Origin of the sequence: Methanobacterium congolense (genome assembly GCF_900095295.1) — an archaeon.
Taxonomy (GTDB): domain Archaea; phylum Methanobacteriota; class Methanobacteria; order Methanobacteriales; family Methanobacteriaceae; genus Methanobacterium_C; species Methanobacterium_C congolense.
This window is the reverse complement of the sequence record NZ_LT607756.1, coordinates 2,244,078-2,258,371: the sequence shown is the minus strand read 5'-3', so window position 1 is coordinate 2,258,371 and position 14,294 is coordinate 2,244,078. Positions and strand designations below refer to the sequence as shown.

Here is a 14,294-nt window from a genome sequence, read left to right as displayed (position 1 = left end):
ATGAAGATGAAAAAATGCAAGTCCTGCAGGGAGTATACCCTGAAGGATGTTTGCCCTCACTGTGGTGGAGATGTGGGAGTTATTTACCCTCCTAAGTATTCTCCTGAAGACAAATACGGGAAGTATAGAAGAATACTTAAAAAACAGCTCTTAGAGGGCCAAGGAGTTGGTTAGATGGATGGAACTTTCATAAAAATGATCAAGGATGTTGAACTACAGGAACCAATATTCATAGAGGCACTTCCTGGAATTGGACATGTGGGAAAACTGGTTGCAGAGCACATGATCCATGAACTGGATGCAGAAAAATTCGCAGAACTCTACTCAACTTCATTCCCACCTCAAGTTTTTGTGGATGAGAATGGAATCATAGAACCAATGAAAAACGAGTTTTACTGCCTTAAATCACAGGGAGAATCAGAAAGGGACTACATAATCCTAGTTGGAAACACCCAGGGCCTCAGTCCAGAGGGTCAGTACGAGATATGTGGAACCATAATGGATTTTGTTGCAGGTTACGGTGTCAATGAGATGTTCACACTCGGAGGTCTTGGAACAGGACAGCCAGTTGAAAAACCCAAGGTTTTCGGTGCTGCAACAACCTCTGAACTTGCAGAAAAATTAAAGGAACATGAAGTAACCCTTAGGTCTGCAGATGGGGGAATAATAGGTGCATCTGGACTTTTACTTGGTCTTGGAATGACTAAAGGCATTACAGGGGCCTGCTTAATGGGTGAAACACCTGGATACTTCATAGATGCAGATGCATCCAAGGCAGTTCTAAAGGTACTCTTGAAACTGCTTGAGATGGACTTGGACATAGCCAAACTGGAAGAAAGGGCTGAAGAAACCAGAAAAATGATATCCAAAGCTCAGCAAATGGAAAAAGAAGTAACTGAGAGGATGAACATAGTTCCAGGTGAGGAAGACCTCAGGTACATAGGATAAAACTGAAACATTTCTATCTTTCAGTTTCAGAACCTAAACTTCTTTTTTTCAATCCACTTTTTTAATATATCTTAGCAAAGCTTTAGCAAGCTCAAACAAGGAACTAACTATTTTTAATTGCAAATCCTGACTGAATCATTATTTACAAATTTTAAAACAAGTTTTAAAAGATTCTATTTAACGATCTATGGAATGTACATTTAAAAGATTTAATTAATTGCAATCATTCGATTAATTCCAATTTCTATTGATGAACTAAACTATTTTAGAAGGAAATTTCCTTTGAAAATCGATGGAGTTACTTGAACTTAATGAAGCTTCACGGTTATAAAGCATCAGAATCAAAGGTAGAACCATGATAATAAACGCTGATCTTCACATACATGGCAGGTACTCCATGGCAACATCCAAGAACATGTCCCCTGTTACCATGGCACCCCAGGCAAAGCTCAAGGGCCTGGATCTTGTTGCAACGGGTGATGCATTGCACCAGAAATGGCTTAACATAATAGAAGAAACAACAGAAGAAACATCTGATGGAATATTCTCCCTGAAAGATGGAACGATTCCCGAAGGTTCTGAAGATGTCCCTGAAACTTTGGATGATACAGATCTATGCAAATTCATCCTAACAACAGAGGTTGAGGATATAAAAAGGGTTCATCACGTTATAATATTTCCATCACTGGAATCTGTCCACGCCCTGCGCAGTAAACTCAATGGAAACATGGATGCAGATGGAAGGCCCAAGATCCGGATGAAGGGTGATGAGATAATGGATGCAGCCCATGAAGAGGGGTGTATAATAGGCCCATCCCATGCCTTCACACCCTGGACGAGCATATACAAGGAGTACGACAGTGTCTATGACTGCTACGGTAGAAAGCCTGACTTTCTTGAGCTGGGACTTTCAGCAGACACTGACATGGCAGACAGGATCGAGGAGCTTCAGGACATCACCTTCTTAACTAACTCAGACGCCCATTCTCCATGGCCGCACCGTTTGGGTCGTGAGTTTAATGAAATGGAACTTAAAGAATTCACGTTCAATGGTGTGAAGGATTCAATTCTGAATGGCAACATACACAGCAACTATGGATTCGATCCACGTCTCGGCAAGTATCATAAAACAGCATGTTCAAAGTGTTACAGAAAGTACGAGATATCCGAAGCAATAAAACTCAACTGGCGCTGTCCCTGTGGTGGTAAAATAAAGAAGGGTGTGGACTACAGAATATACGAACTTTCCAAGTGGGATGAACCCCATCATCCTCCAGAGAGACCTCCATATATCCATATACTTCCCCTTGCAGAGATAATAAGTTCAACCTACTGTAAAGGTGTCACAACGGTCTTCGTGCAGAAGATATGGAAAGAACTGGTTTACAAGTTTGGAAATGAAATAAACGTCCTCATACAAACGCCCCTTGAGGAAATTGAAGCTGTGGATCCAAAGCTTTCAAAGGTTATAAAAGCCTTTAGAACCAACACCCTCCACATAGAATCAGGTGGTGGTGGAAAGTACGGGGAGATAATGTTCGAACAGGACACACTGGACAGCTACTTCTGAGATATCAGAATTAAAAAACTCAATTGAAGGTTTTAATCTTATTATCCTACTATTTGAGTTTTTTATCTCTTTTTTTGTCGGTTTTCTTATTTTATTGTAAAAATTGTATGGGTTGAAGTTTTCATTTTATATGGACTGAAACCTTCCAGATCTTGCTTGTAACAGATATTATGGAGAATCAATTTAATTTTTTAAAAAAAGGAGTCTTCATGACATTTTATTGATTTCAACATCTTCCTCATTTCTTCCATTTCAAGGGCAGGGACAATTCCAGTTGCTGTGATGGTCAGCTTTGACTTATCACAGTACCATTTGGTTTCAAAGAAGTCTATTAAAGTCCCATTAACATTTATCTCCTCTCTGTGGAGTTCTACAGGATGACCATCAACGATCAGGGTTTCCTTTACAAGAATGAGGTTAGCGCTCTGTGTTGTGTTGTTACTGAATGAAGATTTTATACTTTTAAAGAACTTCTTATCAGGATCTTCTGTTGCCCCAACAACGAAGAGGTTTATATCAGTTCCGTTCTGATAAAGTACGAACGTTGAATTTTTGGTTGTGTTGTTACCACCCACCTGGTAACCATGGGGAATGTAACTTGGGCCGCTGAATTCCTTCAGTGGATCCTGGGACAGGTACATACTCACAGGAATTGAACTTAAAAGTAGAACTATCACCACCACTGCAAGGTAAATCAACTTCCTCATTAAAATTTCTCCATTCCTAACATCAACTTATTTTTCTTAAAGATTAACGAAACCAATAATTTATTATTCAATTAAAATAGTCCCATTTTAGGTTATACTTCTATTAATATATCCTTTTCGATTTTTAAGGGAATTAGGTTAATTCAATAATAATCATCACCATGACGAAAATATATAAAGAATGAATTAGTACATTTTTATAGATCGAAATTATACAATAAGAAGGTGTTATAATATGGAAAGTGCTACTTTAATTGCAGCGGTTATCATTGGTGGAATGGTTTTGGTTTCCCTCATGACACAGTTACTCAACAAAAATGATGTGGATTGAGATATCTATTTTTCTTTTATAGAAAATTTAATTCAACCTTTAATTTTTGTGGAAATCCAAAAACTAATACACCTTATTAAATTCTAATTTTTATGAGATGAATTTTTAATTTCGCCCAGATCATTCCATCTTTTGAGATTTTAAGGATATGGAGAATGGGTAGTTGAGATCATCAACATCAAATAAACAACATCAAAGATGATTAAAAAGAGCGTACTGAAAAATTAAATAAGCGGACCCGGAGGGATTTGAACCCTCGACCTTCAGATTAGGAGTCTGATGCCCTGTCCAGACTAGGCTACGGGCCCTGAATATATTTTTTTGCAGATTATTGTAAACCTACAGGTTATCTATTTTTATTCATATTATTTAAGGTTAGACCCTACTTTAGATAGTTTTACCTATTGAAGTTTTGATTTATGTAAAATGTATAAAAGAAGTTTACATTAACGGACCCGCCGGGATTTGAACCCGGGACCTTCGGATTAGAAGTCCGACGCCCTATCCAACTAGGCTACGGGCCCCTGTAATTACATGTATATTGGAGTCTCTGGCTCTCCTTGAACGTGTTTTGCAAGTTCTTTGAGTCTTGCTTCGATCTCCTCTGCTTCTTTTATGAGTGGGTCTGCATTCACTTGTATATCTAACATAGTATTTAAAACATTCACTACACCTGCTGCAGCCCTTGGATCAGGGTACTGATTCAAGACCTCTGCAAAGAGGCATGATGCAGGAATGTTTTTTGAGGCAGTTTTTGTGAGTAGGGTACCTGAAAGACCTCCAAGGTTTCCAAATGGAAGGATTGGTAGATCAATATCACCTAATCTCTGTAGTGCTTCCTGTGAATTTGCAGCACCTGCAACTCCACTATTTTTCTGAGGTACAACCATGCTGTTGAATGTTATAAGTTCTTTACTGTTGTTTTTTTTCATCCATTCAACTATAACATTCGCCATATCGTAGGTAACGTTTGGTGGAACTATGAAATCTGACAGGAATAGAACTATTCCCTCTGAACTGTATATCCTGAATGGATGTATTGCAATTCCTTTGTAAAGAACTGCCAGTGGTGGAAAGTATTTTGAACTTATGTGACCTATCTGCTTCATGTTAAGCTCTTCAACAAGGAGCCATCCAACTATGTTGCCTATAAGGCCTAATCCTGGTGATCCTTCAAGAACCACAGCATTTTCCACATCTTCAGATACTATTTTACAGCATTCAGCTTCTGTTTCAACCATTTTTACCATTATGGCGCACCCCCTGCACCTCCCAGGTTCTCACCTGTCTCAGGATCTATGTATATTTCACCCACTTGTTTGCCATTCATCATGACTGGTACGATGTAGGTACTTTTGCCGTCAATGGTCTTCAATTCTGGTGTGCCTGCTGACGCACCGTCTTGCTCTATATAAGTTGCTGCTATTGCTTTGGCTTTGGATGATGATATCTTCACATTACTACCTCCTGTTTGGCTTCCTTCACTTGAAGTTCCTGTACTCTGAGATTGAACATCTCCCTGACTGGATGTTCCAGCACTGGTCTGAGATGAATCTCCTGTTGAACTTTGGCTCTGTGAAGTAGAAGTTGTAGGTTGCCATAATCCAGGAGTTTTAGTGGTAACTTGATAACCGGCCGCTGCAAATCCTATTAGGAGCACGATTATTACGGATAGGATGATCTTTTTATTTATCATCTTCTCACCTCTTCATTTTACCACTTAATCTTCTAACTTTATAAATTTTAATTTTTTATAAATTTCAACAATATGAAATTAGATTTCTCTCATGATATCCATCATCAAATATATTGATTCTAATTGTTATTTAACTTTGGTATATTAGGAGCAAGATCGTATTTTGGGTTCTTTGATCTACTCAGCATACCTTAATAGATAATCACTAATCAATACAATAGGTTACATTCCTTAACTTGGGTTTAATTGATGCATTATGGAGTTCAATACAATTTCTGTTTTTTATAAAGAATTTATAACTCTGCACCCCATTATTCCCATAAAGGAATTTATACTTTAGTTACTCATTATATATATAGTTTTCATTTTATCTTCCAAAGAAAAGTTTATAATATCATATATAATCAATTGAAATACTGATGTTCATTATATAAAAACAAGAGGTGATACATTTGAGCGAAACTATTGTGATCTCGCCTACATCACGGCAGGAAGGACACGCAGAACTGCGTATGGAAGTCGATGATGAAGGAATTGTAACTAAAGGTCAGTACCTTAGTATAACTCCAGTAAGAGGGCTAGAAAAAATGGTTACCGGTAAGGTACCAGAAACTGCACCCGTAATGGTACAGAGAATATGTGGTGTTTGTCCGATACCCCACACTTTAGCTTCAGTAGAAGCTATAGACGACTCTTTGAATATTGAAGTGCCAAAAGCAGGTAGACAATTAAGGGAGCTTACATTAGCAGCACACACCGTTAATAGTCACGCTATTCACCACTTCCTCATAGCAGCCGATTTTGTCCCACCAGAACTTTTCAAAACAGCTGTAGAATCTGTTTCCGAAATAAGGAAAACAGTACAGACAGTAGTTGACACAGTTGCTGGTGAAGGTATACACCCATCTGATGTAAGGATCGGTGGAATGGCTCAGAACATAAGCGAAGTAGCCAGAAAAAGGCTCTATGCAAGGTTAAAAGCACTTAAACCAAAAGTAGATGCACACGTGGATCTCATAGTTGGTTTAGTTGCAGATAAAGGATTACCTGAAGGTCTCGGTGTCCACAACCAGCCTGTCTTTGCAACACACAGGACATACGGTGACAGGACCCAGTTCGACATGGACAGGTTCACAGAAGTAATGCCAGAAAGCTGGTACAACGACCCAGAAATCGGTAAGAGAGCATGCTCAACCATACCACTCTACGACGGAGTCAACATAGAGGTAGGTCCAAGGGCAAGAGCAGCAGTCTTCGACGGTTTCAAAGGTCAGGGAGTTGTTGCACAGCACGTAGCAAGGGCTATGGAAATGAAAGTAAACCTTTCAAAAGCAATAGACATACTTGCTGAGTTAGACACCTCCGCACCTGTAAGGGCTGACTTCGATGTCAGGGGAACAAACAAACTTGGAATTGGTTCCATAGAAGGACCAAGAGGAACCGACACCCACCTGGCAACAGTTAATCCAGACGGTAAAATTGGATTCTACAGTGCACTCGTACCAACAACCTGGAACATCCCAACAATGGGACCAGCAACTGAAGGTTTCCATCACGAATTCGGACCACACGTAATAAGGGCATACGACCCATGTTTATCATGTGCAACCCACGTTATGGTAATTGATGATGAGGATAAAAGCGTTCTGAAGAACGAAATGGTCAGGATTTAAGGGATAACATGCCATACGATGCAGAGATAATGGTTGTTGGTTGTGGAAACGTCCTTTTTAAAGATGATGGATTTGGACCAGCAGTTATAAAGGCCTTAGAAGAATACAAAGAGAAACACGGTTTACCAGAGAACACAATGCTAATAGACGCAGGGACTGGAGGTACACATTTCATATTCTCACTTCCAAACGAAAAATGGAAGAAGATGATAGTTGTGGACGTTGCCCAGTTCGGAGCTGAACCAGGAACAGTAAAAAAATTCACTGTTGATGAATTACCCGAAGGTGCCTATGAAAACGCACACTCATGGCCTGTAAGCCAGCCTTTACATGACCTCAGCAAGCAATGTGAAGTCATGGTCATAGGTTGTCAACCTGAATATGTCTCTGCGCCTGATGTTGAATTGGGTCTAACAGAAAGTGTGGAAAATGGAATTCCTAAGGCCATAGAAATGATCTTGAGGGAAATAGGGGTTTAAGCCTATGTTGGCCCGCATAAAAGAATTTTTAGGATTGGGAGCAAAGCCTAAGGAAGTTTCAGAAGAGCCTAAGGAAGTTGTTTCAAAAGAGGAGGTTGAAAAAGTGGCTGAAGAAAAAACCAAACCAAGAATCGGATACATCCACCTCTCAGGATGTACCGGAGATGGAATGTCGTTAACTGAAAATTACGATATACTAGCAGATTTACTAACAGATATGGTGGAGATAGTCTACGGACAGACACTGGTAGACCTATGGGAAATGCCAGAAATGGACCTTGCACTTGTTGAAGGATCATGTTGTCTGCAGGATGAACACAGTCTCCATGAGTTAATGGAAGTAAGGGAAAAGGCAGGATTAGTTGTTGCATTTGGTTCATGCGCTGCAACTGGATGTTTCACAAGGTACTCCAGGGGAGGCCAGCAGGCCCAGCCAAACCACGAGTCCTTTGTACCAATAGCTGATCTCATAAAAGTTGACTGTGCAATACCAGGATGCCCACCATCCCCAGAGATAATTGCAAAAACAGTTGTTGCTGTTATAAACGGTGACATGGACTACCTGCAGCCAATGATAGACCTTGCAGGTTACACAGAAGCATGTGGATGCGACTTACAGCTCAAAGTTGTGAACCAGGCATTATGTACCGGATGCGGAACATGTGCAATGGCTTGTCAGACCAGAGCAGTCAGCATGACCAACGGAAGACCAGAGGTCAACAGTGCACGCTGTATTAAATGTGGTATATGCTACGTCCAGTGCCCAAGAAGCTGGTGGCCAGCTGACAGGATTAAAAAGGATTTAGGGTTATAGGAGGATGAGAAAATGGTATTAGGAACATACAAAGAAGTTGTTACCGCAAGGTCAACTGATAAACAGATCCAAAAAGTTTCACAAGATGGTGGAATAGTATCTGCTCTCTTCTGCTACGCCCTTGAAGAAAAACTCATCGATGGTGCAGTTGTTGCTGGACCAACCGACGAATTCTGGAAACCAGCACCAATGGTTGCAATGAGCGCAGATGAAATAATAGCTGCAGCAGGAACCAAATACACATTTTCACCAAACGTTTTAATGCTAAAACAGGCAGTAAGACAGTACGGTCTTGAAAAAGTTGGTACCGTTGCAATTCCTTGTCAGACTATGGGTATAAGGAAAATGCAGTCTTACCCATTCGGTGTAAGGTTCCTTGCAGACAAGATAGCACTCCTCACAGGTATATTCTGTATGGAGAACTTCCCATTCGTATCTCTTGAAACCTTCATTTCAGAGAAAATGGGAATTAGCATGGAACTCGTTGAGAAAATGGACATAGGAAAGGGTAAATTCATAGTAGAAACCCAGGACGACGTCCTAACAATCCCACTCAAAGAAACCCATGGATACGAACAGGCAGGATGTAAAGTCTGTCTTGACTACGTTGCAGAACTTGCAGACGTTTCAACAGGTTCAGTTGGTTCCCCAGACGGCTGGTCCACAGTTTTCACAAGGACAGAAGGCGGAGAAACAATATTCAAAGCTGCAGTTGAAGCTGGAGTCATAGAAACCAAACCTGTTAACGAAGGTAAATTTGGTCTTGAGATGCTCACAAAACTCGCAACTCAGAAAAAAGAGAAAGCGATGAAGGAGATCGACAAGAGGAAAGGAATGGGATTACCTGTTCCATTCAAAGCAAGCAGCGAAAAAGAAGACCCACTTGCAAACGTATAAAACCTGTAAATGGGATGAAACATCCCTTTTACAATATTTTTTTTATTTTTAAGAGTTCATTTTTAAAGTTTAATTTCTAAAAATCCTGATTTTTATAGATTAAGTTTAACATCACGGTCTGCGTTTAATAATTTTTTAACAAACAATTTTAATCTATTAACTCATTTAGCTGTTTCATTTAAAGTAAAATTAAAATAAAAATCATTTAATAAAAAATTATTTGCTGAATCAATCATTATTAAATTTTAAAAATTAATTCATAAATAAAAAAATAAAGATCAATTTTTTGAAAAGATTTTTTTTGATAAAATTTTAATAAAAAAGAAAAAGAAACTTTTAAAAAAAATTAAGGTTTTTGAGTTCCTCATTCGGTTAAAACTTTACACCCATCCGCCTCAACCATAACGGTGTGTTCAGACTGAGCAACCCTTGCATTGCTTTTCTCCCTGAGCACATGGTATGGATAAACCGCCCTGGAACTTATGAGTTTCCTCATGGCCATTTTGAACTTTGGTGTTGGAGTATCGTTCACAAGCCACCTTCCTGCAAATGGAAGGCTTCTGTAATTTTCTTCTATGGTGTTCAGGAGCTTCCTGGCCTGGTTCATACGCAGTGGTCTTTCCTGGATGAATTTGTAGATGTATGTTTCCTTCATGTCCACGACCCTGCCGACACCATTGGTTACGAAGGGTTCTATTGCAAGAACATCTCCCTCCTCCACTTGATGGTCATTTTTCTCCCTAACGTTTGGAATTGAAAGTTCCGCATGGAGTATCCATTGATCCATACTGTGACCTGTTAAATTGGAAACAGAGTTGAACCCCCTGGCGTTTATGGTGTCCTCAATTGCAGTTCCAATTTCTCCAAGGGTGGCACCATCCCGAACCGTGCTTATGGCACTTTCAAGTGCTTCCTGGGATGTTTCAATTAGGTTTAGACTCAAATCAAGTTCTTCTTCGCTGAGGGGTGAGTCCTCTGGTGAACTGTCTGCATCCATTCCAACCAGCACGCTCACAGCTGAATCTGCGATGTAACCATCAACATGGGCACCGAGATCTATCTTAACAAGATCTCCCCTTTTAAGAAGGGTTTCATCACCCCAAGGGGAAGTGTAATGTGCTGTAACCTCGTTTATGGAGATGTTGCATGGAAATGCAGGTAACCCTCCAAGTCCCTTCACGTTCCCTTCAACAAATTCCACAAGGTCTAAAACCTTCATATCTTCTTCAACATAATTTACAGCCATTTTTCTTACTTTTGATACAATTTTGCCTGCTTTTTCGTACATTTCAATCATATAACCACTATAGACTCTCTTTTTAAAATGAATCGGATTACAAGTAACATTCTGGATTTTTATTCTCTTTTTAGTAGGAGCCACGTAAAAATCTAGATTTATGCCTAAATTTAAAATAATATTATGACACTCTAATTATATAGAAACCACAATTTATATTTTGTATAAGGTATCATTTATCAAGTAATAAAAAAAGGCCGTTAGGGCTTAGAGGGAGTGTGTAAACATTCACGAAGGAATGAAAAAAGATGTGGGGTACCTTGCGCCAGCCTCTTTTCCAATGATTTTACCGATGGGGAGCACGGGCATTATAATTGGAGTAGCAGGTATTTTAATTATTTTAATAGTAGTTTTAACGGTTTACAAATCCTTAAAAAAGAAAAAATCATCTGAAATAGTTGAAAGACGATTATCAAATATTAAAACTCAGTTTGCAGATTTAAATGATGATTTTGATTTTGATGAGGAGGGTGGATGGTTGAACAACAGGGACGACGATGCATCTGACTTCGATGAAGAAATGTTCAGAAAGTAAAAGGATTCTAAAATAGGTGATGAATCAGTTAAATATCTTTGAGATTTCAAGTGGAATGGAAGTGTAAATGAATTAAAAAAGATCATACTTATATGAAGAGTTTTTATAAATAATAAGGGGGGATTATATGCAGACAATTCCACAGAATGTTTTCTTAATAATCATTGCCGTGATTGCAGTTGTAGGGTTAATCATTGTACTTATGCAGTGGAGACGTGTAAGGGAAGCCCAGAGCAACGTGGAATTCCTGGCAAAACAGGCAGAGCTTAAGAAGATAGAACTCGTTGAGAGGGATCTGGAATCAAAACGTAGGATGGGTAACATTTCACTTACAAGGGAAGAACAGGAGAAACTATCTTCAATAAGGAAAAACACATCGGATCTCATGCAGAAGGCAGGTTACCTTCACAGTGAAATAAACGAAAGGGTGAGTCGCCTAGAAGTCCAGACTGAATATGCAAAACTTCAGAAACTACTTACAGACATAGAGAAAAAGGAAAAAGAATTGGAAAAAAAGGGTAAAATCTGATGAGGGGGAATTAATTCATGGACGCACTCGAATTATTTGCCATCCTTGTACTGGCCGGCGCAGTTGTTGTACTTTTATACTACTACCTGCAGGATGTTAGAACTGGTTCTCTTTCAAGAATAAGTTCAAAGGTTACAGGAACAGGTATAACATCCAGTTTTGATGAAACAGTTTCCACGGTTGGAGGAAAATTCAAAGAAGCAGGTTCAAAAGTCACAGGAACATCTGAAACCTCTGAAACTGGAACAACAGCAGGGATGAGTGAGAAAATGGCTGGAATGAGTGAGAAAATAATGGGAAAAGTTAAAGAAGTTCCAATAAGCACAGATATCCTTTCAGCAAGAATAGAAGTATTTCTGGATGAAAAAAGTGACCAGCTAATAAAGGACTGGGACCTTGCAACCAAATCCGATATAAATGACCTTGAAAAAAGGTACAGTAAAGTATCAAGGGATGTTGGGGAACTGGAAGGCAGGTTCAATGAGTACAGGGGTTACACCAACAAGAAGATCAAGTCCATTGAAAATAGACTTGAAAAACTTGAAATGGAATGAGTCAGATCCTAGATTTTTAAGTTTCAAGACTTAAATTAAATTTTTTAATCTTTTCCTGTATTGAAAATTTTAGATTACCTTTTTTATTTTAAAACAACGTTTATTTTAAAAAGATAACATCATAATAAGTATGAGGGGAAACCTTTATATACTGTGAAATGTAAACAGTAATCTACAGCGGGGTGGGGTAGTCTGGTGATCCCGCGGGGCTCATAACCCCGAGAGCCCTAGTTCAAATCTAGGCCCCGCTATTTCATTTAACTCATTTTAAAATTAGATTATAAAATTAAATTCATTGTTAAATCAAATTATTTAGTCATGGATATATGATTGTGACAAACTTTAAATTGAACCATTCCAATATTTAATATTGACAGTTCAATGGCAAGCCGAAGGGCAGCCAACGGTTTTTACATCTTAGGATGTAATCAAACTGAGGAAACTCCACACATCTTACAGAACCGTGGTGCTATAAAGCACATGCCAAGAGGCATGACACTGGAGCAGAAACGACACGTCTTCTGGTGAATGAATATGATGCGCAAGCTGAAGACACCAGAAGGAACGGTGAAACGGCCATTCCGCGGGATGCAAGGGCAAATACTGTCAGTGAATCCTGTATGAGGCAGAGGTAGCTCGCAAAGATGAATGCTGCTGGAACAGAATGTGGGTTATTCTCGGCATGCCATTGACCTTCAAATTTAATTTTAATCAAATTCAATTCTAATTTTAATTTATAAACAACGATGAAAGGATTTAACACAATCAGAAATTTTTTTATATATTCCCAAAGAAATAACATTTATAATGGGAATTTACAGTTTATCCTACAAAAACCTTCGAAGAAACAGGATGAGAAACCTTTCAACCCTCATGAGAATAACCTTTGGAGTGATTGTTCTAACGATCCTCCTGAGTTCAGGAATAGGACTCAACAGTACGGTTAAACAGGTTGAAAATTTAACAGGAGACGTGATCCCACATAACGCTTCTAATCAAAACACCAACGCAGTTGAAATCGTACTGAACTCCGCAAGGGAAACTGTAAACTCTGTTTTTGGAACTCAATTCACGAGCTCTGAATTCTCGAAGAACGTGGCAAATATTTTAATGAATCTGATTTATTTGCTTGATTTTATTGCAAGTCTGGTGTTCTTAGTTGGTTTATTTGGTATTTGGAATGCCATGAACCTGAACATGCTTGAGAGAAAACGTGAATTTGGCCTTTTGAAGGTTATGGGTTTTACAGAGAATCAAATCATTCTCAGCACAATCCTTGAGGCTGGCATACTTGGCCTGATCGGAGCAGTGGTGGGAACCATCATGGGTGTTGGAGGGGTAACATTCGCCTCTCAGGTGCTCAACTTCAACCAGCTCTCAGTTCTGGTACCATGGTACCTTCCCCTAGGGATTATTTTAATAACAACTCTTCTGAGTATGTTGTTAGCGTTTTATCCTGCATGGTATGGGTGCAGGCAGGATGTCTCGAATTCGCTGCGTTACGAGTAGTGTTTCGTTTTTTTATCAGCTGTTATAACTACTTTTGATTCATATTTCAGAGCTTTTTAAGGAGTTCTAGGAATAAGGGGTATAAATTAATTCGTACATCCTTTAAATTCCTCATAAACCCTTAAAGAACTTGCTAAAGCTTTAGTTTCTGTTATGAATGCACCCATCATTATTGCCAGGAGGATCTGTTCATCCGTTGCTCCAGATTCCCTTGCAACATCCACATGTGTTTTAAGGCAGTGTTCTGCTCCAAGTGCAGATGCAGCGCCTATTGATATAAACTCCTTGGTTAATGGTGGTAGGGAATCATCCTCCATGAAACACTCTAATTTTTTAAAATAAGCATTTAAAGCACGTGGATTTTCACTCAAAACCTGAAATATCTTCGGAACAAAACCGAAGTAGGTTGTTATCTTTGCGAGTATCTCCTCAACATCTGCATCGTTTAAATTCTCTTTGTCTTTGCTTTCCATGGACATTGTATCATCTCATTTCTTGGATCATCATTCAAACTTCAATCTAATGATAATATGCACAGATAAAATAAATAGTTTCCTTATATCACGTCGTTATATTGATGATACTTTTGATTTAATGAAAAGTATTTTGTAATGAAAGTTTTCAATTCAAATGGACCATTTCAAATTTATAGGAACATCAATAGAACTTGAACAAAACAAAATTAGAATTCAGTTTAATTAGAATTCAGTTTAATTAGAATTCAGTTTAAAAAACTTAAAGTGACTTTTAAAAAA

General features: G+C 38.8%; 16 protein-coding genes, 3 tRNA genes and 1 other RNA gene. 13 read left to right on the top strand and 7 right to left on the bottom strand.

Going from position 1 to position 14,294, the window contains the following annotated elements; all coding sequences use genetic code 11:
• From MCBB_RS10820 to MCBB_RS10810, 3 genes are all read left to right on the top strand, one after another.
• Nucleotides 1-174 carry an RNA-protein complex protein Nop10 gene (locus tag MCBB_RS10820; RefSeq protein WP_071907768.1) on the top strand — a complete coding sequence of 58 codons (174 nt, stop codon included), beginning with the start codon at nucleotides 1-3 and terminating at the stop codon, nucleotides 172-174.
• Complete coding sequence (locus tag MCBB_RS10815) at nucleotides 175-948, top strand: proteasome assembly chaperone family protein (RefSeq protein WP_071907767.1); 774 nt, start codon at nucleotides 175-177, stop codon at nucleotides 946-948.
• Nucleotides 949-1,303: 355 nt separating this feature from the next.
• Nucleotides 1,304-2,518, top strand: a complete 1,215-nt coding sequence (locus MCBB_RS10810) for a TIGR00375 family protein (protein ID WP_071907766.1) — start codon at nucleotides 1,304-1,306, stop codon at nucleotides 2,516-2,518.
• A gap of 191 nt (nucleotides 2,519-2,709) precedes the next feature.
• Here the strand turns inward: MCBB_RS10810 and MCBB_RS10805 are convergent, their stop codons facing one another.
• The 5 genes from MCBB_RS10805 to MCBB_RS10785 form a co-directional block, all read right to left on the bottom strand.
• Nucleotides 2,710-3,225, bottom strand: coding sequence for a hypothetical protein (locus MCBB_RS10805; protein WP_071907765.1), 516 nt, complete (start codon nucleotides 3,223-3,225; stop codon nucleotides 2,710-2,712).
• Between the two features lie 564 nt (nucleotides 3,226-3,789).
• Nucleotides 3,790-3,864 (bottom strand) — tRNA-Arg (locus MCBB_RS10800).
• A gap of 142 nt (nucleotides 3,865-4,006) precedes the next feature.
• A tRNA-Arg gene (locus tag MCBB_RS10795) sits at nucleotides 4,007-4,080 on the bottom strand.
• A gap of 6 nt (nucleotides 4,081-4,086) precedes the next feature.
• Nucleotides 4,087-4,806, bottom strand: coding sequence for a proteasome assembly chaperone family protein (locus MCBB_RS10790; protein WP_084789961.1), 720 nt, complete (start codon nucleotides 4,804-4,806; stop codon nucleotides 4,087-4,089).
• A complete protein-coding gene (locus MCBB_RS10785; protein ID WP_071907764.1) occupies nucleotides 4,806-5,252 on the bottom strand; it encodes a PepSY domain-containing protein in 447 nt (148 codons plus the stop codon). The genes MCBB_RS10790 and MCBB_RS10785 overlap by 1 nt, the downstream gene beginning before the upstream one ends.
• Before the next feature lie 452 nt (nucleotides 5,253-5,704).
• Here MCBB_RS10785 and frhA point away from each other — a divergent pair, with 452 nt between their 5' ends.
• The 4 genes from frhA to frhB are packed head-to-tail and all read left to right on the top strand — an operon-like array spanning nucleotide 5,705 to nucleotide 9,115.
• Nucleotides 5,705-6,925, top strand: a complete 1,221-nt coding sequence (gene frhA, locus MCBB_RS10780; RefSeq protein WP_071907763.1) for a coenzyme F420 hydrogenase subunit alpha — start codon at nucleotides 5,705-5,707, stop codon at nucleotides 6,923-6,925.
• An 8-nt stretch (nucleotides 6,926-6,933) separates the two neighbouring features.
• Nucleotides 6,934-7,404 carry a coenzyme F420-reducing hydrogenase, FrhD protein gene (gene frhD / locus MCBB_RS10775; protein ID WP_071907762.1) on the top strand — a complete coding sequence of 157 codons (471 nt, stop codon included), beginning with the start codon at nucleotides 6,934-6,936 and terminating at the stop codon, nucleotides 7,402-7,404.
• A 4-nt stretch (nucleotides 7,405-7,408) separates the two neighbouring features.
• Nucleotides 7,409-8,218 carry a coenzyme F420 hydrogenase subunit gamma gene (gene frhG, locus MCBB_RS10770; RefSeq protein ID WP_071907761.1) on the top strand — a complete coding sequence of 270 codons (810 nt, stop codon included), beginning with the start codon at nucleotides 7,409-7,411 and terminating at the stop codon, nucleotides 8,216-8,218.
• A gap of 12 nt (nucleotides 8,219-8,230) precedes the next feature.
• Nucleotides 8,231-9,115, top strand: a complete 885-nt coding sequence (gene frhB / locus MCBB_RS10765) for a coenzyme F420 hydrogenase subunit beta (RefSeq protein WP_071907760.1) — start codon at nucleotides 8,231-8,233, stop codon at nucleotides 9,113-9,115.
• Between the two features lie 364 nt (nucleotides 9,116-9,479).
• Here frhB and map read toward each other — a convergent pair whose 3' ends face one another.
• Entirely contained in the window at nucleotides 9,480-10,412 is a 933-nt protein-coding gene (gene map / locus MCBB_RS10760; protein WP_071907759.1) for a type II methionyl aminopeptidase, read from the bottom strand.
• Between the two features lie 238 nt (nucleotides 10,413-10,650).
• On the opposite strand from map, the gene MCBB_RS10755 reads away from it, so the two are divergent.
• The 6 genes from MCBB_RS10755 (at nucleotide 10,651) to MCBB_RS10730 (ending at nucleotide 13,539) form a co-directional block, all read left to right on the top strand.
• Nucleotides 10,651-10,947 (top strand): hypothetical protein, encoded by a 297-nt coding sequence (locus MCBB_RS10755; protein WP_071907758.1) that lies wholly within the window; start codon nucleotides 10,651-10,653, stop codon nucleotides 10,945-10,947.
• 127 nt (nucleotides 10,948-11,074) lie between these two features.
• The gene (locus tag MCBB_RS10750) at nucleotides 11,075-11,476 is read left to right on the top strand and encodes a hypothetical protein (RefSeq protein ID WP_071907757.1); all 402 of its coding nucleotides are present in this window, start codon (nucleotides 11,075-11,077) and stop codon (nucleotides 11,474-11,476) included.
• Nucleotides 11,477-11,493: 17 nt separating this feature from the next.
• The gene (locus MCBB_RS10745; RefSeq protein ID WP_071907756.1) at nucleotides 11,494-12,030 is read left to right on the top strand and encodes a hypothetical protein; all 537 of its coding nucleotides are present in this window, start codon (nucleotides 11,494-11,496) and stop codon (nucleotides 12,028-12,030) included.
• 176 nt (nucleotides 12,031-12,206) lie between these two features.
• Nucleotides 12,207-12,281, top strand: a tRNA-Met gene (locus tag MCBB_RS10740).
• Nucleotides 12,282-12,414: 133 nt separating this feature from the next.
• Nucleotides 12,415-12,716, top strand: an RNA gene (gene rnpB / locus MCBB_RS10735) — RNase P RNA component.
• Between the two features lie 121 nt (nucleotides 12,717-12,837).
• Nucleotides 12,838-13,539, top strand: a complete 702-nt coding sequence (locus tag MCBB_RS10730; RefSeq protein ID WP_084789959.1) for an ABC transporter permease — start codon at nucleotides 12,838-12,840, stop codon at nucleotides 13,537-13,539.
• Nucleotides 13,540-13,625: 86 nt separating this feature from the next.
• Here MCBB_RS10730 and MCBB_RS10725 read toward each other — a convergent pair whose 3' ends face one another.
• Nucleotides 13,626-14,018, bottom strand: a complete 393-nt coding sequence (locus tag MCBB_RS10725; protein WP_231916363.1) for a carboxymuconolactone decarboxylase family protein — start codon at nucleotides 14,016-14,018, stop codon at nucleotides 13,626-13,628.
• Nucleotides 14,019-14,294: the final 276 nt, after the last annotated feature.

Excerpts from the sequence above, each read along its gene's own strand:
- map (WP_071907759.1), bottom strand. The coding sequence starts at position 10,412 with ATGATTGAAATGTACGAAAAAGCAGGCAAAATTGTATCAAAAGTAAGA.
- MCBB_RS10725 (WP_231916363.1), bottom strand. The coding sequence starts at position 14,018 with ATGTCCATGGAAAGCAAAGACAAAGAGAATTTAAACGATGCAGATGTT.
- MCBB_RS10745 (WP_071907756.1), top strand. The coding sequence starts at position 11,494 with ATGGACGCACTCGAATTATTTGCCATCCTTGTACTGGCCGGCGCAGTT.
- MCBB_RS10805 (WP_071907765.1), bottom strand. The coding sequence starts at position 3,225 with ATGAGGAAGTTGATTTACCTTGCAGTGGTGGTGATAGTTCTACTTTTA.
- MCBB_RS10755 (WP_071907758.1), top strand. The coding sequence starts at position 10,651 with ATGAAAAAAGATGTGGGGTACCTTGCGCCAGCCTCTTTTCCAATGATT.
- MCBB_RS10785 (WP_071907764.1), bottom strand. The coding sequence starts at position 5,252 with ATGATAAATAAAAAGATCATCCTATCCGTAATAATCGTGCTCCTAATA.
- MCBB_RS10750 (WP_071907757.1), top strand. The coding sequence starts at position 11,075 with ATGCAGACAATTCCACAGAATGTTTTCTTAATAATCATTGCCGTGATT.
- MCBB_RS10815 (WP_071907767.1), top strand. The coding sequence starts at position 175 with ATGGATGGAACTTTCATAAAAATGATCAAGGATGTTGAACTACAGGAA.
- MCBB_RS10730 (WP_084789959.1), top strand. The coding sequence starts at position 12,838 with ATGGGAATTTACAGTTTATCCTACAAAAACCTTCGAAGAAACAGGATG.
- frhB (WP_071907760.1), top strand. The coding sequence starts at position 8,231 with ATGGTATTAGGAACATACAAAGAAGTTGTTACCGCAAGGTCAACTGAT.
- MCBB_RS10820 (WP_071907768.1), top strand. The coding sequence starts at position 1 with ATGAAGATGAAAAAATGCAAGTCCTGCAGGGAGTATACCCTGAAGGAT.
- frhD (WP_071907762.1), top strand. The coding sequence starts at position 6,934 with ATGCCATACGATGCAGAGATAATGGTTGTTGGTTGTGGAAACGTCCTT.
- frhG (WP_071907761.1), top strand. The coding sequence starts at position 7,409 with ATGTTGGCCCGCATAAAAGAATTTTTAGGATTGGGAGCAAAGCCTAAG.
- MCBB_RS10790 (WP_084789961.1), bottom strand. The coding sequence starts at position 4,806 with ATGGTAAAAATGGTTGAAACAGAAGCTGAATGCTGTAAAATAGTATCT.
- MCBB_RS10810 (WP_071907766.1), top strand. The coding sequence starts at position 1,304 with ATGATAATAAACGCTGATCTTCACATACATGGCAGGTACTCCATGGCA.